We start from the raw sequence: 21652 nt of genomic DNA on the forward strand, positions 1-21652 counted from the left end.
GCCCTCTATATAAAAAAAACCTGCTTCATGTCCGAAGCAGGTTTAATTGTTTTATGTCTACTGATCCTTAGATCAACTGTTTCAATAGATTGCTCATGCTGACAAGGTTGCCAATGATGTTTTCTAATTCATCAATGTTCACGCGCTCTTGTTGCATACTGTCACGGTGACGGATGGTAACCATATTGTCTTCCAAAGTTTGGTGGTCTACTGTGATACAGAAAGGAGTACCTATAGCATCCTGACGGCGATAGCGCTTACCAATAGAATCTTTCTCGTCATACTGGATGTTATAATCCAATTTCAACTTAGACATGATCTCTCTGGCTTTTTCTGGCAAACCATCTTTTTTGGTCAAAGGAAGGATAGCCGCTTTAACTGGAGCGATTGCTGGGTGGAATTTCAATACCACACGCGAATCTTGTTTGTCTTCTGTAGAAAGGTCTTCTTGTACCAAGCTGTTTGCCAATACGGTCAAGAATAAACGGTCTAAACCGATTGATGTCTCGATTACGAATGGAATATAACTTTGGTTGATCTCAGGGTCGAAGTATTGCATTTTCTTTCCTGAAAATTCTTGGTGTTGTTTTAAATCGAAATCAGATCTGGAGTGGATACCTTCTACCTCTTTAAATCCAAATGGGAATTGGTATTCGATATCGACTGCCGCTTTAGCATAATGTGCCAATTTCACGTGATCGTGGTAACGATATTTCGTTTCATCCGCGCCCAATGCCAAATGCCATTTTAAGCGGTTCTCTTTCCACTTTGCATACCATTCTGAATCAGTACCCGGACGTACAAAGAATTGCATTTCCATTTGTTCAAATTCACGCATACGCATGATAAATTGACGTGCAATAACCTCATTACGGAATGCTTTACCAATTTGCGCAATACCAAAAGGAATCTTCATCCTTCCTGTTTTTTGAACATTCAGGAAGTTTACAAAGATACCTTGTGCCGTTTCAGGACGTAGATAAACCTGTTCCGCGCCATCAGCCATAGCTCCCATTTGCGTAGCAAACATCAAGTTGAACTGACGCACATCGGTCCAGTTTTTTGTTCCTGAGATTGGACAAACAATATTATGTTCTTCGATGATGGTTTTCAAACGAACAAGGTCGTCTGCATTCAAAGCATCATCTAAATCTTTCTGAAGTTGGGCAGCTTTTTCATTCTTGCCGTCCTTTTCATAGCGATCGATTTTATCTTCGATCAATTGATCGGCACGGTAACGCTTTTTCGAATCCTTATTGTCAATCATCGGGTCATTAAACCCATCCACGTGGCCAGATGCTTTCCAGGTCGTTGGATGCATGAAAATTGCAGCATCAATGCCCACAATGTTCTCATTCAATTGAACCATGGATTTCCACCAATATGTCTTCAGGTTGTTCTTTAATTCAGAACCCAATTGACCATAATCATATACGGCACTTAAACCGTCATAGATCTCACTCGAAGGAAAAACAAATCCATATTCCTTCGCATGCGAAATGATATTCTTGAAAAAATCGTCTGTTTGCTTGCTCATAAGGGGCAAATATAATGTATTCGTTTGATTTATTGTGCCAATAAATCTCTTATTTGTTGACTTGCATTTTTATTGTCAACTTTTTTGATAATTTGCTGAATAATACCTTTCTCGTCAATGATAAAAGTGGTTCTGGCGGTACCCATGTATTTCTTGCCATACATATTCTTCTCCACCCAAACCCCATAATCTTCCACGATTTTTTTGTCTTCATCAGAAACCAGATTAAAGGGAAGTTCGAACTTCGAAATGAACTTCTGATGCGATTGCTCGCTATCGATACTCACCCCAATAACCTCAAAGCCATCTTTCAATAAGCTCTGGTAGTTATCCCGAAAATTACAGGCTTCCGTGGTACAACCTGGAGTATTATCCTTGGGATAGAAATATAAGATCACCTTTTTCCCTTGGAAATCCGATAGCTTAATCTCCTCACCATTCTGATTCTTTGATGTAAACTGTGGAGCTTTATCTCCAACTTTCAACTCTGCCATAATTGTCCTTTCTATCTAGTAAATGTAGCTTCGTAAACTTTCTCGTTATCTTTCCAGTCCTTCACTACGAATTTGAATGTATGTTTTCCCTTGCTTAATGAGGGGTCAAATCGATGCCAAACATGCCTATTCTTTGAATCATATTCCATCAATACCCATTTGCCATCAATATAAGCATTGAATGATTGTATCCCCGAGTAATTATCAGCAATGGTGAAATCAATTTTTGATTGGGCGCTCACGTTCTTTCCATTACTGAAATTTCGAGGGACAATAGTCGGTGCAATGGTATCAACCGTCACATAAAATGAGCCGAATATCTTGGTGTTCACTGTAACCCAACCGTTCTCAAATTTTCCACCTACCGAACCGCCGTCTACTGAAGCAAGCAATGCTTTGCTTTCCAAATGTTTTGGGAGGCTGGTCGGTTTAATGCTCAACTTATAAGTAGAAAATAGGGGAGTCAGGTTGTTTTGCACGTGATGTACTGCTGAATAACTGTTCGGTCTAGGAGCACTGGTTGAATATGTAAAGTCCAGGTCAGTATAGAGGGCACCTTTTGGGATGTCTAATTTTACTTGGTCCGCCTCAAACTTGTTTTCTTTGTTATAAGCGAACAATTCGCCTTTTACAGGATTACTCTTGGCGCCATATGTAGGATTGTTCTTGACTTTAAAATCCAATTCACTGCAATTTCCATGAACATCTTTGACCACATATTTTACATCGTGCACAGCATCGTCCTTCAATTCAATCGTGCCATCCTTGTCCAGGAACTTAAAGATCTGGATTGGGTTGCCTGGGTCTTTGAAACTCTTTTGAACCTTGGCCTTAGTTCTTTTAAAATGTGGGAAATCCAGGTAGGAGTGTATTGCACTGGAGGTATTGAAATCAAGTTCTTCAAATAGCACGGTGGAAACCGCCTTGCCATCTAGGAACAATTCGATCGAATATACCCCGTTTTGGAAGCCTCCGGCGCGATGCCTGTCAATCGTATTGATTCCTAATCCAAATTTGCCGTTAACCGAAATCGGGGCGCCAGAAGCTAAGCTATAGCGCCCTGAACCCAATGCTTTTAATTGCTGATATCGTCTGCCCGTATTTTCATTGAACAAGGGGTCAATCAAATCGTAGACCATAATCCCATTGATAGTTGGAGCAAACTTATCGTTGAAGTGCAGACCAAATAACTGTGGGTTTAATGGATGCTGGGATTTGGTATCCCTGATTTCAAGATGCAGATGCGGTCCTGCTGAACCACCTGTATTCCCTGCATTTCCAATAAATTGACCTTTGCTCAATTTTACCTGGCCAGGTTTTAATTCCATGTCCACATCAAATCGTTGCTGTTTGTATTGTTCAGCTCTGATGATATTGGTCAGGGCATCGTTAAAGCTGTCCATGTGCAAGTAAACCGTGGTATAGCCATTAGGATGATCAATATAGACCGAGTTTCCGCCACCACCAATCTGTACCCTGACACGTGAAACATATCCTTCGGCTGCGGCATGTAGGGGGAGGCCGATTCGCTGTTGAGTACGGTAATCGTCGCCCGCATGGAAATGGGTGGAACGGAGTTCCCCAAAAGTTCCAGAGGCATCCGGCGAAATGTTCAATGGGTTCCGGAAATATCCCTGTGGATAATTCCGGGATTTGATAATATCTTTATTTTGAGCGGAAAGAGATCCCGCTAGGCTAATGGCTACCAATAAGGATAGCGTAATTTTCTTCATCTTATTTTATTTGGCATGTGAACATGCTTTTTCCCTCCAAAAATCCTTCCAATTTATCCCCAATTTGTACCGGCCCGACTCCTGCTGGAGTACCTGTGTAGATCAAATCTCCCTTCCTTAGGGTGATGTATTGGGATACAAACGTGATCAAGCTATCGAAGTCAAATATCATGTCCTTGCTGTTTCCTTCTTGGACTGTTTCTCCATTTTTCTGAAGGGAGAAATCAAGGCTTTGCAGATCAGTGATTTGGTCCTTTGCGATCAGCTCACCAACTACCGCAGAATGATCAAAAGCTTTTGCCAATTCCCAAGGTAATCCTTTGGCCTTCAGTTCAGATTGAACATCCCTTGCCGTAAAGTCGATCCCTAGACCAATGGCATCATAATATTTATGGGCAAATTTTTTGGAAACATGTTTGCCCTCATTGCAGACCCGAATTACCAATTCAACTTCATAATGTACATCCTTGCTGAATTCTGGATAGTAAAAATCCTTATTGTCCTTTAAAACTGCAGTATCTGGTTTCATAAAGATAACTGGCTTTTCCGGAACAGGATTATTTAATTCTTTGGCGTGGTCTATATAGTTTCTGCCTACTGCAATTATTTTCATAAAGTGTCTTGTTTTATGCTTTCCGCTTACCTTTATAGCGGGCTAAGCAAACTTAATAAAAGCCCGTAGCTATCGCAAATCAAGCCTTCATTAACAACAATGAAATTACAGAGCTGACCCTTGGAATGAATAAAAAGTTAAAGTATGGTTAGGAGCAAGTTTATTGTGCAGATTTAGATCTTATTCGGGGCATATTCGGAACTTTCGCAATATGTCTCGAATATGGGTAAACCAATGTCCGAATGAAATAGGAGAATTAGAGACCAACATGTTGCCAGAAATCCTGTTAAGCTAAGGTAAAGGCTAATGTTAAGGCTTTGTTATTTAACATAGGCTTAATATTAATATGGTTAAATTTGCAACATGAATAATATAAATGCAGTACTTTTCGATCTAGATGGGACATTGATTGATTCTGAATATTTCTATTTCAGCAATTGGGCTCCAATATTGGAAAATGATTATGGTTTGAAGATTGACTTTGATGAGTGGATTTCCAATTTTGCAGGACATACCTTGAGCCATAATGTCAAGATGTTGAATGAGGAGTATAAGCTGCATGTTGATGAAGAGGATATGTGGTTTGCAACTCGTTCCCGCTATGCGAAGGCCAATATGAAGAACATCCATTTGATGCCGCATGCCAAAGAGTTATTGGATGCAGTGAAGGATGCCGGAAAGACCATTGGCTTAGTGACTTCCAGTTACCAAACCACGGTGGACACCGTCCTAGGCGAACATAATTTGCTGAAATATTTCGAATTCTTTGTGACAAGGGAACAGGTAGAGAATCCCAAACCCAATCCAGAGCCGTATTTATTGGCAGTCAATAAATTATCAGTGCCAAAGGAGGAGATTGTGGTGGTTGAAGATACCAGCACAGGCTGTACAGCGGCTAAAAACGCCGGTCTTTACTGTATTGCGGTGACCAAACAGGAGGTCGAAAAATCACGTTTGTCACATGCTGACGAATTATTAAACGATTTAGCAGAAGTAAAAAAATCGTTGCTTTCCTTAAATTAAAGAACTAACTATCTGCGAAATTCGTATTTTAGGATTCTAGATTATGAATCTTATGGATAGACGGACCGCATTAAAACAAATGTTTATCGTGGCAGGTGGTATCATGATTGCTACTTCCTGCGACTTTAGTTCTAAAGCTCCAACCATTCAGTTAAACCAAGTGAAGCTCAATCTCGATGATGAGCACTTGTTGGCTGAATTGGTTGAAGCCATTATTCCCCAAACGGACAGCCCTGGCGCCAAAGAGCTAAACCTACATCTTTTCGTAATGAAGATGCTGGACGATTGCACAAGTCCAGAAGATCAAGATAAATTTATGGAAGGCTTGAAGAAAGCTTCAAAACTCAAAGCTAAGCCTATGGAAGAGCAACAAGCTTATTTCAAAGCGCTGCCTGAAGATGATGTATTCTTCAAGATCTTAAAAAGAAGGACGATTCAAGGGTATAAAAACTCGGAATACGTAATGAAAAATAAATTAGTTTACGAATTAGTTCCGGGAAGATACAACGGAGCTGCAAAAATGGATGCATAGACAATGGCAAACTTAAATATAGATTCAGAAAAAGATCGTAGTTACGATGCCATCGTCATCGGATCAGGAATTTCTGGTGGATGGTCTGCCAAGGAACTTTGTGAAAAGGGACTTAAGACCTTGGTCTTGGAACGTGGCCGGGATGTACAGCATGTGAAAGATTATCCTACCACCAACCTATATCCATGGGAATTTGAGCATCGAGGTGAAATGCCTTATGCGGTAAAACAGGAAAACCCGATCGTCAATCGTTGTTATGCTTTCCATGAGGATGCTGCACACTTTTTTGTCAAGGACAAAGAGCATCCTTATGTTCAGGAAAAGCCATTCGATTGGATCCGTGGCTATCAGGTAGGGGGTAAATCCCTATTATGGGCCAGACAGACCCAGCGTTGGTCTGATTTTGATTTTGAAGGTCCGGCAAGGGATGGTTTTGCCGTTGATTGGCCGATCCGATATAAAGATATTAAACCTTGGTATGACCACGTGGAACGTTTTGCAGGCATTGCTGGCGATAAGGACGGTCTACCGGAATTGCCAGATGGGGAATTTCTACCTGGGTACCCCTTGAATGTGGTTGAAAAATATTTCAAGCAACAGGTGGAGAGCAAATACCCGGGAAGAAAAGTGATTTCAGCACGCTGTGCCCATTTATCCAAACCTAATCAGATCCACTTGGATCAAGGAAGGGTTCAATGTCAGAACCGTACCTTGTGTCAACGTGGCTGTCCTTTTGGAGGATACTTCAGTTCGAATGCTTCCACGTTACCTTGGGCAGCGAAGACCGGAAACCTAACCATGAGACCTAACTCGGTGGTGCATTCCATTTTATACGATGAAAGTAAAGGTAAAGCAGTAGGGGTAAAGGTAATCGACAAGGAAACGAAGGAAGAGATAGATTTCTATGCGAAAGTGATCTTTGTGAACGCAGCGGCATTGAATTCCACCTTGATCCTGTTGAATTCTAAATCCAATAGATTTCAAAATGGTCTCGGCAATGATTCAGGTATATTAGGCAAGTATGTGGCTTTCCATAATTACAGTGCGAGGATAGGTGCGGAATACGAAGGGATGTTGGAATTTAAGACCGATGGCAGAAACCCTGCTGGCGGCGGTTATATTCCACGTTTCAGGAATTTGCATAAACAAGAAACCGATTTCTTGAGAGGCTATGCGGCAGGCTTTGGAGCTTATCGTTCTTCCTGGTCGGATGAGTCTGGCTTGGGAGCAGACCTGAAAGGTTCTATCTTGACGCCGAAATATGGAAATTGGGGTGTGGGATCGCACATGATGGGTGAAACCATTCCTAAGGAAAGCAATTATGTAGCCTTGGATGATCAACAGAAAGATGAATGGGGAATGCCATTGCTCAAGATTTCGGTGGATTATGATGATAATGATGCGAAGATGAAGAAGGATTACCTGGATACCATGGAAGAAATGTTTACTGCCGCTGGTTTCAAAAACATCCAAAGAAATGAAAGTTCGCAAGCTCCGGGGCTGGATATCCATGAAATGGGAGGAGCCCGTATGGGTAAGGACCCTAAAACATCGGTTTTGAACAGTTGGCATCAGGTACATGCCTGTCCAAATGTATATGTAACGGATGGTGCCAGCATGACATCCACCTCTACGCAAAACCCTTCATTGACCTATATGGCCTTTTCTGCACGGGCAGTAGACCATGCCGTCAATGAATTGAAAAAAGGCAATATTTAAGAAAATACTATCATTCGTTGGGGATTCACGCCTGTTGATCCCCAACGAATGTCAATCACGCTGATGCCATCGGGCATCAATCAACCTATGGAAACCAAGTTTTCCAACATAAACTTTAAGAAGAAAAGAAAGCGACCATGAAAAAATCATTCCTACTAACTGTAATTTGTTTATTGAATCTTGTAATGCTGTTTGGACAGTCAAAGTCCACAATGCCGACCTTTGCTGAGCAAGCTGCCATCAGCTTGGACTCTATCTATAAACATTATGGGATCAAGGGGGAATATTTACTGCGCGAAAATTATCCTTATGACGATAGCTACAAGGCGAGTTATTTGGCTGGACCTGATGAGGGTAAAAAAGGGAATGCCTATTCTTACCTTTGGCCTTTTTCGGGCTCACTTTCTGCCCAGGTTGCACGTTATGAGCTAAATAAGGATCCCAAGATCTTAAAGGAGATCAAGATCAAGGTATTACCGGGTCTGGAACAGTATTATGATAAAAGAGAGCCTTATGGCTATGCTTCCTATGTGAAGAATGCTCCATTATCGGATCGGTTCTATGATGATAACGTTTGGTTGGGAATAGACTTTGCCGATCTGTACCTGAATTCTAAGGACAAGAAATTCTTGGATAAATCGGAAGAGATCTGGCGTTTTGTGGAAAGTGGGATGGATGATAAGTTAGGCGGTGGGATCTATTGGTGCGAACAGAAAAAGGAGTCCAAGAATACCTGTTCGAATGCACCTGCGGTGGTCTATCTGTTAAAGTTATATGAAGCCACGAAGAAGAAAGACTATTTAGATAAGGCGGTGAAATTATACCAATGGACGAAGGAAAATCTGGAGGATACTACGGACCATCTTTATTTTGACAATATTTCCCTGTCGGGTAAAGTAAACAAAACGAAATTCCCATATAATTCCGGGCAAATGTTACAATCGGCAGCCTTATTTTACAAAATTACAAAAGACCAAAAATACCTTCAGGATGCACAGGAAATTGCCGCCTCTGCGCATGAATATTTCTTTCGAGATAAAGAGTTGAATTCTGGCAAAAAAATTAAGGTTTTTAAGAACTCCGATTCCTGGTTTATCGCCGTCATGTTAAGGGGATTTGTCGAGTTATACCATATCGATAAAAATCCGCTGTATATCAATAGTTTCAAGGATAATCTACAATATGCTTGGACGGATTTACGGGAAGGGAATGGCTTGTTCAACAAGGACTGGTCGGGTGAAAAAAAGAGCAGTAAAAAATGGCTTTTGGACCAACTTGCCATGGTGGAAATGTATGCTCGGATTGCCTCCATTTAGGCAATAAAATTTCTGAACTATTTAGCAGAATATAACGCAAGTGTTACCAAACTTTGTGCTGCTATTTTTATGTTTTTAACATAAATTTTCTAATATTCGTGAATATCAATAAAACTTAGGATAATATTTAACTAATTATCTCGTTACTTTTATTGGGTCATTTGGTAGCGTATCTGTGTCCCAATTAAACTAAATCGTTTTAGGATTAAGTATCAGTTTTATAGACCTTTAAAAATTATTTATTCATTAACGTTAATTAACATGCCAAACATTTACAGTTCAAAAATGTATCGGAAAGGCTTTGTCAGAGGGAGCATATTGTGCTTTGCGCTGATGGCTTGCAGTTATGGTTATGCTGCATCGGTACCGTATTCTGAAGCGACAAAAATGGAGAGGGTTGAGTTTCAACAGACAGTGACGGGAACGGTGAAGAATGCAAACACAGGGGAAGCACTTTCAGGAGTGACCGTCCGCGTGAAAGGCAAAGAAGCAGCCTCCCAAACCGATGATGCCGGTAATTTTAGCATCGCGGCTGAAAATGGAGATGTTCTCCAGGTAAGTTCCATTGGATTTAAAACCCAAGAATTCCCGGTAACCTCCACAACAGCCAATGTAAACCTTGCACCCGATGAGGAATCTCTTGATGAAGTAGTCGTAGTGGGTTACGGTACTCAAAGACGTAAGGAGATTACCTCTGCTGTGGCATCGGTAAAAGAAAAAGATTTTAACCGCGGGGGAATGAGGAACCCGATGGAATTGGTCCAAGGAAAAGTTGCTGGTCTGAACGTGACCAGGACCCAAGGAAGTAATCCGAACTCGGGTACCAATATCCAGTTACGTGGTATGGCGTCCCTAAAAGGATCCAATAGCCCATTGGTGGTTATCGATGGTATTCCGGGAGGTAACCTAGACCTGATCAAACAAGGTGACATCGAGTCCATCGACGTATTGAAAGATGGTTCGGCAGCGGCAATCTACGGTACTCGTGGTAATGGTGGTGTAATCTTGGTGACGACCAAAAAAGGTAAAGCAGGAACTCCACAATTTGAATACCTAACCTACGGACAGACTGAAATCGTAAACCGTAGACCAACCATGTTGGATGCGGCTCAATTCAGGGATAAAGTAGTCAATGGATTGAATAGACCTAATTCTGATTTAGGGGCTACAACCGACCTATATGATGAATTGATCAATAAAGATAACTTTTCGCATTTCCATAACTTCATTGCCAGTGGTGGTGGGGAAAACTCAACCTATCGTGCTTCCTTCAACTATGAGCAAGCAAAAGGGGTGGCCAAGGAAAATGGAAAAGAACAATTTGGTGGACGTATCAATTTCAGCCAAACCGGTTTGAAAGATCGTTTGACTTTGTCTGCTAATATTGCTGCCAACTTTAATAAAGCTAATTTATTGGGTGGACAGACTGGGGATTTTGAACAAGCTATTCAGCGTAACCCGACAGCTCCATTGGTGAATGCAGACGGAACTTTCTACCAGACCCAAGAATACAATAACTATAACCCAATGAGCCGTTTGGCTTATAGGCTGAATCAGCGTAACCAACAGACCTTCTCGGGTGATGCTCGCTTGAAGTTCAAGATCTTGGACGAATTAAGCGTTTCGGCATTCGGGTCGTATGTGCGCGATAACTGGAATGGACGTGAGTTCCGTTCAAAATTAGATTGGGACCAAAGGGAAGATTCCAACTACCAGGGAATGGGCTATGCGTATAAACGCAATGAACTGAACTGGACCAAGACTTTTGAAAGTACCATTGACTATAACAAGACCTTCAACGAGAAACATACCGTTACAGGATTGTTAGGTTACAGTTACCAATACTCTACTTTGGAGTGGTTTGACATGAGCAATAATGGTTTTACCACGGATGGATTCCTGGATTGGGATTTTAATTCCGGTACAGCCATCACCAATGATAAATTGCCTAGACCAGGATTGAACTCCTTTAAGGAAGATAATACGTTGATCGCCTTCTTTGGTCGTGTAAACTATAATTATGCCGACAAGTACTTTGTTACTGCGATCTTGCGTCGTGAAGGATCTTCAAGATTTGGTGCCAACAATAAATGGGGTAACTTCCCAGCGGTTTCCGCAGGTTGGAATATTTCAAACGAAGACTTCTTTACCAACAAAGAAGTGGTTAATGACTTGAAATTACGTGCTGGTTATGGTGTAACAGGTAATCAGGGAATCCCTAACTACCTTTCGCTAGTAACTTTAGGAACCGGTGGTGTTTATCCGCAGAACGGAATTTATTACCAGACTTACGGTATCTCTACAAACCCAAATCCAGATTTGAAATGGGAGCAAAAAGCAGAGACCAATATCGGGGTTGACTTTGGTATGTTCAATAACCGTTTGACGGGTGCTATCGATGTGTACCACAGAAAGACAACCGATTTATTGTATGAGTACAATGCGCAGTTGCCAGCTTATGTTCAGCCATCGATTTGGTACAACGTAGGGGAGGTGGTAAATAAAGGTATCGAGATCCAATTGACCGGTACACCGATCGCCAATGAAAACTTTACATGGCAAGTTGACTTTGCCGGTAACTACCAAAAGAACAAGTTGACCAAACTATCCAGTGATATCTTCAAGAGTAACTGGTTAGAATTCGGAGGACTTCCTTCGCCAGGTAACTTAGGTAACGCGATCCGTTTGGAAGAAGGTGGTGAAGTAGGTTCATTCTACGGAAAGAAATTTGCTGGATTTGACGATGAAGGAAAATGGTTGTTCTACAAAGCTGATGGATCGACAGCACATGCTGGCGAGATCAACAACGATGACCTGTCCTATATCGGAAATGGTATTCCAAAATTCCAGGCTTCCTTAGGTAACCGTTTCAGCTACAAAGGATTTGACTTGACCGTATTCTTAAGAGGTAAATTCAAGTATGATATCTTGAATACAGCCGATATGTATTTTGGAAACCAAAAATGGTTGCCGAACAACGTATTGGAATCTGCATTCGGAAAACATGCTGAATTGAAGGATGATCCACAGTACTCAGACTACTATTTGGAGAACGGTTCATTTGTTAAGATCGACAATATTACCCTTGGATATACTTTCAACCTTAAGAATGACTATTTGAGGAATTTATATGTGTATATGACCGCAAGGAATCTTGCAACCATTACTTCTTATTCTGGTATTGATCCGGAATTGCAAGATACTGGATTTGATGGAGGTATCGATTCTAGAGGATTCTACCCTAGAACACAATCATGGTCATTGGGATTAAATATTGGTTTTTAAAGAAGTAAATTATGAGATTATTAAATAAACGTACGATACGATTTGCAGCGGTTGCGGTAATGGCGACAGCTGGACTTTCCGCTTGTACCAATTTAGATGAGAATCTATATAGCAAATTAGAACAGGAAAGTTTCTATAAAAATAAGTTGGAGGTAGAGCAGGCCGTATTAAGGCCATTCACGCACATGCAGGCATGGTTGGCTCCTACTGGAGGATCTGGATTTTACTACCATTCCGAATTGGCAGCAGATCAAGTGGCTTGGCCGCAAAAAGGTCGCCATGGTTATGATGGGGGAGACCACTTCCGTATGCACTACCATACTTGGACAGTGAATGAGAATAGATTGAAGAACGCTTGGGATTTGATGTGGACCGGTGTTGGTTTTATCAATAATGCCATCGGTGATATTGAGAAACTGGATTTCGCAAGCATCAATATGACCCAAGAAGAGATCAATGTCGCTGTTGCGCAATTGAAGGTATTAAGAGCATATCACTACATGCGTATTGTGGATATGTGGGGTAATGTTCCGATTGCAGTTGAGGTGGCTGATAAGCCATTGAACCCAGAGACCAAGACCAGAAAAGAGGTGTTTGATTTTATCAAGGCCGAATTGGAAGCTGAGGTTCCGAAGTTGCCAGATTTGAATGCAGAATCAGTGGGTAAGGTGAACAGAGCGGCAGGTTATGCCATGCTTTCGGAGCTTTATCTGAATGCACAGAAATGGTCGGGCACCGCTATGTGGGATCAAGCGATTGCTGCATCGGATAAAGTCATTTCAGGTGCTGGTGGTGGAATTGGTGGAACGCCGAAACTTTCTACCGACATCAATGCTGCTTTCAGCAATACAAACTCTGCAAATCCAGAAGCCCTTTTCCAATTCCAGTTCAGCCGTAAAGGTGGATGGGCTTTTGATTGGGGTGGATTCTACTTCGGATATGACTACATGAAAGAAGCTTTGAACGTAGGTTATGGTGGGTGGAATGCATTCGTGGTTATTCCTACTGCGTTTGACGCCTACAACGCCAAAGACTTGAGAAAGAAAGATTGGTTCTTGTTTGGTCCTCAATATAAATACGGCACCAAGACTCCAGTTCAAGGTACAGAAGAGTATTCAGGGCAAGATTTAGTATTTGTTAATTCCATCCGTCGTGAAAGTGAAGGCGACAAAACCTCACAAGGATCGATGGCAGAAGGAGAAGAGAACTCAGGAGCAAGGTTTAACAAGTATAAATCGGGTCGTTTATCGGATGATAACTACCAAGAGAACGATTACTTGATCTATCGTTTGACTGAGGTATACTTTAACAAGGCAGAAGCTATTATGCGCAAGAATGGTGGAACCGCAAACCAAGAAGCTGTAAACTTAATCAATGAGTCTAAGAAACGCTCATTTGCAGCAGCAGATTGGAGTGCTAACCAGTATTCAACTGCGACCTTGACCCTAGATGAACTATTGGCTGAGCGTGGTCGTGAGTTTATCTTCGAAGGAAAACGCAGAACTGACCTTATCCGTTTCGGTAAATACACAACCGGAACATGGTGGGATCACAAAGCAACCAACGATGTCAACAAGGAATTGTTCCCAATTCCTCAACAACATATGGCCATCAACCCTAACCTGAAACAAAATCCGGGTTACTAGGAGAGATATGAGATGTGAGATGTGAGATATGAGAGAGTGGAAATCTCAAATCTCATATCTCAATACTCAAATCTATAAAAAACATATGCCGTTTGATATCTCAAATCTCATATCTCAATACTCAAATCTATAAAAATCATATGCCGTTTGATATCTCAAATCTCATATCTCAATACTCATATCTATAAAAAAAACTCCCCTCAGTTTACCTGAGGGGAGTTTTTTTTATAACAAAGAATATTAAATCTCTACTGTAGCATCTAATAAGAAATCTTCATTTTTTAGGTGGACGATTTCTGTTGCTTTTTCGTAGTTAGTAGATTTTTTAGAGAAGAAATCGTGTTGTGTGGTTTCTGTGTTCAGACCGTTCAATACGATTGGGTTTACTTGTTTTACTTCGAAGATTGGGTCGAAGCCTAAGTTCATTAGGGCTTTGTTTCCGTTGTAGCGTACGTATTCTTTCACCTCAGCGGTTAATCCTACTACGGTATACAATTCTTCTGTGTATTTGATTTCGTTCTCGTACAGCTCGTTTAACAAGTCCAGGAAGCGTTGTTTAACTTCTGCTTTGTTCTGTAGTCTAGCGAACACCTCTTGGCCGATAAGGCCTACGAATACACCGTGGATAGATTCATCAGCGATGATCTTTTTGATGATATCGGCAGAAGCTACCATCTGTCCTTGGCCACATAACCATAAAGGCAAGAAGAAACCGGAGTAGAAAAGGAAAGATTCCAATAAAACCGAAGCTCCTAGAGCCATGAACAGTTCTTCGTCAGATACATTTTCCTTGTCGATAGCACGGTAGTACTTGTCGATTGTGGATGCTTTGTACTGTAAGAATTTGTTTTGGGAAACCCATCCAAAAACATCATTGATTTCGTTGGTTGTAGAAACCGTTGTAAAGATGGTTGAGTATGATTTGGCGTGGATAGCTTCCATCATACACATATAAGAAAGAACGGCTTTGTTCTGCAATGAGTCAATATGGTCAATGATCTTTGGCATACCGGTGTGGCTTTGCAGGGTATCCAGTAAAGTAAGACCGCCTAATGCTTTCTTATAACATTCTTTCATATCCCAGCTTAGACCTTTCCAGCTGTCAATATCCTTAGAAGGGATGTATTCTGTATCGATCCAGAATTGTCTGATATTCTGCTCCCAGAACATCAAAGCGTAATCGTTGTCTGGTGTATTCCAGTTTACCGCTGTAAATTGTTTACTCATTGCTATTCTTATATCTTTTAGTTGAAGAAGCTGAACTGGATTTTTTGATTTTCCAGTTCAGCTTCTCATTGATTTATGCCTTGGATGCTAAAGAGGTTGTATTATGCTGAACAAGAAATACATTCCTCGATTGTTGATTTACGCGTACGGGTGTAGTACAATGACTTCAATCCTAGTTTATGTGCGTAAATGTAATATTTCGCTAGATCACGAGTGGAGTCTTTTGAATTGGTGTGAAGGATGGTGGATACCCCTTGGTCAATATGACGTTGGATAACCGAGATCAATTTCAACACTTTCATCTGATCCATATCGTAAGCTGATTTGAAATAGAAGTAATTGTCATTGGTCAAGTAAGGCATAGGGTAATAAGTTGTACTATCACCGTACTCTCTTACTTCGATGATGTCCACGATCGGCATTACAGATGCAGTTGCGTTCATGATGTATGAAGTAGACTGGTTTGGAGCGATCGCTAAGCGGTAAGCATGGTACACACCATGTTCAGCCACTTGAGCTTTAAGGTTCGCCCAATCTTCTAATGTAGGGATGTGGATGCCTTCGAACAATTCTTTTACTTTCTCCGTTTTCGGCGTGTATTCATGCGAAAGGTATTTATCGAAATAAGTACCATCAGCGTAAGCTGATTTTTCGAATCCTACGAAAGTCTGCTGGCGTTCTTTTGCAATCTCCATGGAAGCCTCGATCGAGTAGTAGTTCATCGCCATGAAGAAGATGTTTGCGAAATCCAATGCTTCGGTAGATTCATACATGATAAAGCTTTTCGCTAGGTAACCATGTAAGTTCATTGCACCCAAACCTACAGAGTGAAGCTCACGGTTTGCTTTAGCGATGGAAGGAACCATTTCGATATTGGTTACATCAGATACCACAGTTAAGGCGCGCATAGCGGTTTTAACGGTTTCCTTGATGCGTTTGTTGTCCATTACCGTTGCAATGTTCAAGGAACCTAGGTTACAAGAAATTCCGTAACGGATGGTATCTTCTTTACCGTAGATGTTGATATCAGATACCTCTGATACTTGCATGATTTCGGTACAAAGGTTAGAGAATTTCACTTTACCGATTCCATTCAATGCGTGTGCACGGTTGGTGTTCTCTTTGAAGAAGATGTATGGGTATCCCGACTCTTTTTGTGTCTGAGCGATTTTCACCAATAGGTGACGGGCATTGATTTTTTTCTTTTTAACGTTTGGATTGGTGATCAACTCATCGTACATCGCATCCATGTCAATTTCGTCAAGGTACTGACCGTACTCTTGCATCACGGTATGCGGGTAGATCAAGTAGCAAGGCTCATCTTTCTCGGCTAATTCCATGAATTTATCCGGAACGATAATACCGATAGAAAGGGATTTGATACGAACTTTCTCATCTACGTTGATTTTCTTACAATCCAAGAACTCTTCGATATCTGAGTGGAAGATGTTCAAGTATACAGCACCTGCACCTGGGCGTTGGCCTAGTTGGTTAGCATAGGAGAAAGTATCTTCCATGATTTTCATGATAGGCAATACCCCACCTGCACGACCCTCTACACCTTTGATAGCTTCGCCACGGGCGCGGATCTTGGAGATGTTGAAAGAAACCCCACCACCGATAGAAGATAGCTTCATGGCTGAATCAACTGCATAACCAATACCATTCAGGTTATCGCCGATTTCGTCCAAGAAACATGACACCAGTTCACCGGAACGTTTTTTACCAGCGTTCAAGAAAGTCGGGGTAGCGGGCTGATATTCTTGATTGATCATGATTTCGGCATACTCGATAGCTTTCTGTACGCCTTCTTCTCTAGCCAAGAATAGGGATACAGCAACGACGCGATCTTCATAGCGTTCCAAGAACTTCTCGCCAGAGTCATCGCGCAAGGCGTAACTTTGGAAGAACTTGAATGCAGCCATAAAGGATTGGAAACGGAATTTTTTGGCGAATACATAGTTGTATACCTCTTCCATTTGCTCGAACGTAAACCATTGGTAGAAATCGATGTAATAATCGTTTTCGATCAAATAGTCGATTTTTTCCTTCAATGTATAGAAGAACACGGTGTTCTTGTTCACATATTCCAGGAAATAGGCGCGCACAGCCTCCTTGTCTTTATGCAAGCTGAACTCGTCATCATGTTTGATCATGATTTCGTTGTTAAGCAATATCCAGTTTTTCGCTACCTCGTTTGCTATCATAGTACTGATTTTTTATGATGTCAATAAATTGATTAATATCTTCCATTGTTCCTGAAAGTTCGAATTTCATCGCTGTAGGGATGTCGAATATTTCAGAGATTTTGTCTGCAGCCACGGCAAAGTTTCTTCCCCAGTTGCGGTTACCACTTGAAGTAACAGAACTGATCAGATGACTTTTTTCTTTCATGAATGCATCGGTTTTATCTGGCACTTTACCAAAATTAGTGGTATAGGTGATCAGATGGCCAGCTTCCTTGACTTCCAAGTCATCTTGGATGCGGATGGCTGTCCAGCCGGTAATCTGAACCACTTTATTGATGAAGCGTTCCACATTACCTGTTCGAGAATCATAGTATAAATAAATCATAATTCCTCCGGTTTATGATTATTACAATGCGATTTGATCTAATTCAGATGGATTGAATCCAATGATTCGGTTTTTGATTTCATCGTTCTCCAGTACGATCACAGTCGGTACTGTACGAACTTTAAACTTAACGGCTAATTCAGGTTCGTCGAAAGGGTTAATGGTTTCGTAGGCAATACCCTTACTGTCTAGGTATGCCGATACTTGTGCGCATGGTGCACAGTCATTTTTTTCGAATTTAATGATTCTTGCCATGATATATTAAGTTTAAAAGAATTTTAGCTGATTAAGCTTTGGTCCTTTGATAAATAAAAAAAACGTTGTGACTTAAGAAGGTCATTTTCTTAAGTAGAACAAATATCTCTTATTTTTCCTCGGGGCGGTAACGATACTTTTCCACATTGATTTCCAAAATCAGGTTAAAACATGCTTGGTAACATTTACTATTTGGTAAAGTCTTGTTTTACAGCTTTATAACTATGTTGATAACTTATAGAAGATAATTTTTGGCCTGAAATCGTTCCTCTTTTTATTGTCAAATTACCTTGGGTTTTTTGGGAATATTAACCAAAATCGTTATATATTTTTAAAAGTAAATAATAAAACAATATATTGTTAGATTTGTGTAAATCTAATGCGCTACTTTATTAACAATTGTTAAGAAGTGAGACCCAAACCAAGGGTAACTATTCAAGAATTTATTAAATGTTTATGAAACCATAATTATGAAATGTAAATTTTTAGTACCATTTCTCTTGCTGTTTTCGAGTGTGTCTGCTCAAGAGAATGTAACCTTCCAAAAACCATCCACGGAAATCCTTCAGTTGGCAGATTTCAAGCGCCCGCCCTCCATCCAGATGAGCAGCGACAAGAACTGGGTGCTATCCATGTACCGCCCGACTTACAAAACGCTATCCGAACTAGGCGTGGAAGAAACTAAATTGGCAGGTTTGCGAATCAATGCAAAAGCTCATATTTCGAGTACTGAGACTTACTTTGATGCCTTGAGCTTAAGTCCGGCTGGATCGAAGGAAGTAATTGAAATTGCATTGCCAGAGATGGCAAAGGTATCGAATGTGTCCTTTTCACCAGATTCCAAGAAGTTGGCCTTTACCAACACACAGGAAAATGGGGTCGCTCTTTTTGTCTATGACATCGAAAAGAGGGAACTGAAAAAGCTAACCGAGTATAACCTAAATGCCGTAATGCACCAGCCTTATATTTGGTATAAATCCTCAGATCGCTTATTGTTAAGCCTGATCGATGGTTCTGTAAAGGATAAGGTTAGGAATCCAGATGAGTTGCCAACCGGACCGGTGGTGTCGAGTTCTACAGGACAGGTTTCGCAATTGCGTACTTATCAGGATCTGTTGAAAAACCCTCAGGATGAGCAGCAATTTGAGAACTTGGTGAAGTCTAAATTGGTTTGGTTAGGTTTGGACGGCAAGGAAGAGCCTTTTAAAAATGCTGACCTGCACATGGGTTCATCAGTTTCTCCTGATGGACAATATGTATTGGTGACTAGCTTGAAAAAACCTTTCTCCTATGTCGTTTCTTATGGCAGCTTCCCAATGGAAACCAATGTTTATGATCTGAAAGGAAATTTGGTGAAGAAGGTGAATGAGACGCCATTGATGGAAATTATGCCGAAAGGATTCTCTTCTACACGCCCTGGAAAGCGTTCTTTATCTTGGAGAACGGATAAGCCAGCGACTCTTGCCTTTGTACAGGCATTAGATGGGGGAGATGCCAACAAGGAAGCCGAATTTAGGGATGAACTATTTGTTTGGGATGCGCCATTCAACGCGGAACCAAAATCATTGATCAAGATCAAAGACCGTTATGCTGGTACGATCTGGGGAAATGATGATTATGCCATAGTTTATAGCCAATGGTATGATACCAGAAATGGAAAGACCTATCTACTGAATCCAAGTACTGGAAAAAATCAGGTGATCTATGACCTTAACGTGCAGGATATCTATTCGGATCCAGGAACTCCTTACCGGGATAAGAATGACTATGGTGCCTACAGCATGTATATCAAGAACGGTAAGTCTTATTGGATAGGAGATGGATATACCAAAGAAGGTGAATATCCATTTATCGATGAATATGATTTCAAAACCCAAAAGAAGAAACGTATCTATACGGCCAAAGAGTCGAAGATGCAGGAACGTATCTATTCGGTAATCGATATGGATAAGGGTGAAATCTTGGTTTCTTTACAATCTCCTACAGATTTTCCTAATTACTATTCCAAGAATATCAAATCTGGTAAGGAGAAAGCAGTTACCGAGATTGCTAATCCATTCCAGTCTTTGGCGAATGTGCATAAAGAGGTGTTGAACTACAAGCGTAAGGATGGGGTTGACCTATCAGGTACTTTGTACTTACCAGCGGGTTATGACAAGAAAGAGAAATTGCCTTTGTTGATCTGGGCATATCCTCGTGAATATAAGGATAAGAGCACTGCAGGGCAGAGCACCAATAATCCTAAGGAGTTTACTTTCCCGAGCTATGGCTCCTTTATTTATTGGGTAGCTAAAGGGTATGCAGTATTGGATAATGCAGCTTTTCCGATTGTTGGTGAAGGAACCCAAGAGCCTAATGATAATTTTATCGAACAATTGGTTGGCAATGCCGAGGCTGCCATCGACGCCGTAGATAAATTGGGCTATGTGGACAGAAATAAAGTGGCTGTTGGAGGTCACTCTTATGGAGCCTTTATGACTGCACACTTGTTGAGCAATTCTAAGCTGTTTGCAGCAGGTATTGCGCGTTCCGGTGCTTATAACCGTACCTTGACTCCATTTGGTTTCCAGAGCGAGCAAAGGAACCTTTGGGATGATCCAAACCTATATATCACCATGTCGCCTTTCTTTAGCGCAGACAAGATGAAGACGCCGATGTTGTTGGTACACGGAGCTGCAGATAATAACCCTGGTACATTTACCCTACAAACTGAGCGTTATTTCCAAGCCCTGAAAAACTTGGGCGCCCCAGTTAGAATGGTATTGTTGCCAAGAGAGTCTCATGGCTATGCGGCAAAAGAAAATATCTTCCACTTATTATGGGAACAAGATCAGTTCTTGGAGAAATATGTGAAGAATAGGAAGTAGGCATAAGACATGGGTAGGGCTGTTAGCATTTTTTAGCTTTCTTTTTTGTCCACTGTCTTATGTTTAAATAAAATAAAACGGTCCTTTTTACAAAAAAGGACCGTTTTATTTTATTTATCCGCTTTAACCGAAATTGGCAGGCCGTAATCGCCCCATTTCACTTTAATGGTTCCATCTTTGTCAGCGGTGATTTTGAGGCGTTCCAGATTTTCTCCGTTTTCCTCATTGTCGACTTGCACGCGAAGGGCATCGTCCTTCTCGTTGTAATCGGTTCCCCATTGTTTCCATGTTTTATTAAAGATCACGGTTGTTTGGGATTCACCAGGAATGGAATACAAGCTGTATTTTCCAGCCGGAAGTTTTTGGCCGTTTACCAATACGTTTTTGTCGAATTCTACGGTAGTAGCTTCATTGGCTCCAGTTCTCCATACCTCTCCAACTTTTGCAAGGTCTACACCGAGCTTACGACCTTTTAGAGAAGGGCTGCTGTACTTGATTGAAATTGTTACTCCGTCGTCTGTAGTGACCATAGTGCTGTCCGCAGGACTAGCCTTAGGTTTTTTTTCTTGAGCTTGAGCCAGGGAAAAACCGCATAGCAGGGTCAAGATTAATAAGATTGTTGATGCTCTCATCGTAAGTATGATTTTGGTTAATGACTATATAATAAACTGAAATTAGCGATAATTGTTGTATAATTTCACTGAAAGTCAATCGGTTAATGAAAATTTAAGAGAACATTAGGATTTATTTACACTTCTTAACAGTAAATATCCCTAATATTGATTCATAATCTATCCTAGAATTTAGGTTTGTTAGTTAGATAAAGTTATG

16 protein-coding genes are annotated in these 21652 nt (G+C 41.0%); 7 read left to right on the forward strand and 9 right to left on the reverse strand.

Annotated elements, in window-relative coordinates:
* Positions 1–67: 67 nt before the first annotated feature.
* The 4 genes from ACK2WI_RS05500 to ACK2WI_RS05515 are packed head-to-tail and all read right to left on the reverse strand — an operon-like array spanning position 68 to position 4377.
* On the reverse strand, positions 68–1537 hold the full coding sequence (locus ACK2WI_RS05500) for a glycine--tRNA ligase (protein WP_093100307.1): 1470 nt from the start codon (positions 1535–1537) through the stop codon (positions 68–70).
* Positions 1538–1566: 29 nt separating this feature from the next.
* Complete coding sequence (bcp, locus tag ACK2WI_RS05505; RefSeq protein WP_409150007.1) at positions 1567–2031, reverse strand: thioredoxin-dependent thiol peroxidase; 465 nt, start codon at positions 2029–2031, stop codon at positions 1567–1569.
* 11 nt (positions 2032–2042) lie between these two features.
* The gene (locus tag ACK2WI_RS05510) at positions 2043–3764 is read right to left on the reverse strand and encodes a M23 family metallopeptidase (protein WP_409150008.1); all 1722 of its coding nucleotides are present in this window, start codon (positions 3762–3764) and stop codon (positions 2043–2045) included.
* Position 3765: 1 nt separating this feature from the next.
* Complete coding sequence (locus ACK2WI_RS05515; RefSeq protein WP_093100303.1) at positions 3766–4377, reverse strand: fumarylacetoacetate hydrolase family protein; 612 nt, start codon at positions 4375–4377, stop codon at positions 3766–3768.
* Positions 4378–4740: 363 nt separating this feature from the next.
* Here ACK2WI_RS05515 and ACK2WI_RS05520 point away from each other — a divergent pair, with 363 nt between their 5' ends.
* The 6 genes from ACK2WI_RS05520 (at position 4741) to ACK2WI_RS05545 (ending at position 13898) form a co-directional block, all read left to right on the forward strand.
* Positions 4741–5400 carry an HAD family hydrolase gene (locus ACK2WI_RS05520; protein WP_409150009.1) on the forward strand — a complete coding sequence of 220 codons (660 nt, stop codon included), beginning with the start codon at positions 4741–4743 and terminating at the stop codon, positions 5398–5400.
* Positions 5401–5452: 52 nt separating this feature from the next.
* A complete protein-coding gene (locus ACK2WI_RS05525) occupies positions 5453–5932 on the forward strand; it encodes a gluconate 2-dehydrogenase subunit 3 family protein (protein WP_312696672.1) in 480 nt (159 codons plus the stop codon).
* A 3-nt stretch (positions 5933–5935) separates the two neighbouring features.
* The gene (locus ACK2WI_RS05530) at positions 5936–7651 is read left to right on the forward strand and encodes a GMC oxidoreductase (protein ID WP_409150010.1); all 1716 of its coding nucleotides are present in this window, start codon (positions 5936–5938) and stop codon (positions 7649–7651) included.
* A 137-nt stretch (positions 7652–7788) separates the two neighbouring features.
* Positions 7789–8967, forward strand: coding sequence for a glycoside hydrolase family 76 protein (locus ACK2WI_RS05535; protein ID WP_409150011.1), 1179 nt, complete (start codon positions 7789–7791; stop codon positions 8965–8967).
* 261 nt (positions 8968–9228) lie between these two features.
* The gene (locus ACK2WI_RS05540; protein WP_409150012.1) at positions 9229–12252 is read left to right on the forward strand and encodes a SusC/RagA family TonB-linked outer membrane protein; all 3024 of its coding nucleotides are present in this window, start codon (positions 9229–9231) and stop codon (positions 12250–12252) included.
* 11 nt (positions 12253–12263) lie between these two features.
* Positions 12264–13898 carry a RagB/SusD family nutrient uptake outer membrane protein gene (locus ACK2WI_RS05545; protein ID WP_093100292.1) on the forward strand — a complete coding sequence of 545 codons (1635 nt, stop codon included), beginning with the start codon at positions 12264–12266 and terminating at the stop codon, positions 13896–13898.
* Positions 13899–14138: 240 nt separating this feature from the next.
* Here the strand turns inward: ACK2WI_RS05545 and nrdF are convergent, their stop codons facing one another.
* The 4 genes from nrdF to ACK2WI_RS05565 form a co-directional block, all read right to left on the reverse strand.
* Positions 14139–15125: a class 1b ribonucleoside-diphosphate reductase subunit beta gene (gene nrdF, locus ACK2WI_RS05550; RefSeq protein ID WP_093100290.1), complete on the reverse strand. Its 987-nt coding sequence runs from the start codon at positions 15123–15125 to the stop codon at positions 14139–14141.
* A gap of 101 nt (positions 15126–15226) precedes the next feature.
* Positions 15227–17332: a class 1b ribonucleoside-diphosphate reductase subunit alpha gene (gene nrdE / locus ACK2WI_RS05555; RefSeq protein WP_093100288.1), complete on the reverse strand. Its 2106-nt coding sequence runs from the start codon at positions 17330–17332 to the stop codon at positions 15227–15229.
* Complete coding sequence (nrdI, locus tag ACK2WI_RS05560) at positions 17292–17699, reverse strand: class Ib ribonucleoside-diphosphate reductase assembly flavoprotein NrdI (RefSeq protein ID WP_093100286.1); 408 nt, start codon at positions 17697–17699, stop codon at positions 17292–17294. Before nrdI ends, nrdE begins: the two co-directional genes overlap by 41 nt.
* A 21-nt stretch (positions 17700–17720) precedes the next feature.
* Positions 17721–17954 (reverse strand): glutaredoxin domain-containing protein, encoded by a 234-nt coding sequence (locus ACK2WI_RS05565; RefSeq protein WP_093100284.1) that lies wholly within the window; start codon positions 17952–17954, stop codon positions 17721–17723.
* Positions 17955–18424: 470 nt separating this feature from the next.
* Between ACK2WI_RS05565 and ACK2WI_RS05570 the strand changes: the two genes are divergently transcribed.
* Positions 18425–20821 (forward strand): S9 family peptidase, encoded by a 2397-nt coding sequence (locus ACK2WI_RS05570; RefSeq protein WP_093100282.1) that lies wholly within the window; start codon positions 18425–18427, stop codon positions 20819–20821.
* A gap of 110 nt (positions 20822–20931) precedes the next feature.
* Here ACK2WI_RS05570 and ACK2WI_RS05575 read toward each other — a convergent pair whose 3' ends face one another.
* A complete protein-coding gene (locus tag ACK2WI_RS05575; RefSeq protein WP_093100280.1) occupies positions 20932–21453 on the reverse strand; it encodes a DUF2911 domain-containing protein in 522 nt (173 codons plus the stop codon).
* Positions 21454–21652 lie beyond the last annotated feature (199 nt).

The organism is Sphingobacterium sp. BS-2 (assembly GCF_046161205.1).
In the GTDB taxonomy this organism is placed as follows: Bacteria; Bacteroidota; Bacteroidia; order Sphingobacteriales; family Sphingobacteriaceae; genus Sphingobacterium; species Sphingobacterium mizutaii.

Excerpts from the sequence above, each read along its gene's own strand:
- ACK2WI_RS05540 (WP_409150012.1), top strand. The coding sequence starts at position 9,229 with ATGCCAAACATTTACAGTTCAAAAATGTATCGGAAAGGCTTTGTCAGA.
- ACK2WI_RS05545 (WP_093100292.1), top strand. The coding sequence starts at position 12,264 with ATGAGATTATTAAATAAACGTACGATACGATTTGCAGCGGTTGCGGTA.
- nrdF (WP_093100290.1), bottom strand. The coding sequence starts at position 15,125 with ATGAGTAAACAATTTACAGCGGTAAACTGGAATACACCAGACAACGAT.
- nrdI (WP_093100286.1), bottom strand. The coding sequence starts at position 17,699 with ATGATTTATTTATACTATGATTCTCGAACAGGTAATGTGGAACGCTTC.
- ACK2WI_RS05530 (WP_409150010.1), top strand. The coding sequence starts at position 5,936 with ATGGCAAACTTAAATATAGATTCAGAAAAAGATCGTAGTTACGATGCC.
- ACK2WI_RS05500 (WP_093100307.1), bottom strand. The coding sequence starts at position 1,537 with ATGAGCAAGCAAACAGACGATTTTTTCAAGAATATCATTTCGCATGCG.
- nrdE (WP_093100288.1), bottom strand. The coding sequence starts at position 17,332 with ATGATAGCAAACGAGGTAGCGAAAAACTGGATATTGCTTAACAACGAA.
- bcp (WP_409150007.1), bottom strand. The coding sequence starts at position 2,031 with ATGGCAGAGTTGAAAGTTGGAGATAAAGCTCCACAGTTTACATCAAAG.
- ACK2WI_RS05510 (WP_409150008.1), bottom strand. The coding sequence starts at position 3,764 with ATGAAGAAAATTACGCTATCCTTATTGGTAGCCATTAGCCTAGCGGGA.
- ACK2WI_RS05570 (WP_093100282.1), top strand. The coding sequence starts at position 18,425 with ATGAAATGTAAATTTTTAGTACCATTTCTCTTGCTGTTTTCGAGTGTG.
- ACK2WI_RS05565 (WP_093100284.1), bottom strand. The coding sequence starts at position 17,954 with ATGGCAAGAATCATTAAATTCGAAAAAAATGACTGTGCACCATGCGCA.
- ACK2WI_RS05525 (WP_312696672.1), top strand. The coding sequence starts at position 5,453 with ATGGATAGACGGACCGCATTAAAACAAATGTTTATCGTGGCAGGTGGT.
- ACK2WI_RS05575 (WP_093100280.1), bottom strand. The coding sequence starts at position 21,453 with ATGAGAGCATCAACAATCTTATTAATCTTGACCCTGCTATGCGGTTTT.
- ACK2WI_RS05515 (WP_093100303.1), bottom strand. The coding sequence starts at position 4,377 with ATGAAAATAATTGCAGTAGGCAGAAACTATATAGACCACGCCAAAGAA.
- ACK2WI_RS05520 (WP_409150009.1), top strand. The coding sequence starts at position 4,741 with ATGAATAATATAAATGCAGTACTTTTCGATCTAGATGGGACATTGATT.
- ACK2WI_RS05535 (WP_409150011.1), top strand. The coding sequence starts at position 7,789 with ATGAAAAAATCATTCCTACTAACTGTAATTTGTTTATTGAATCTTGTA.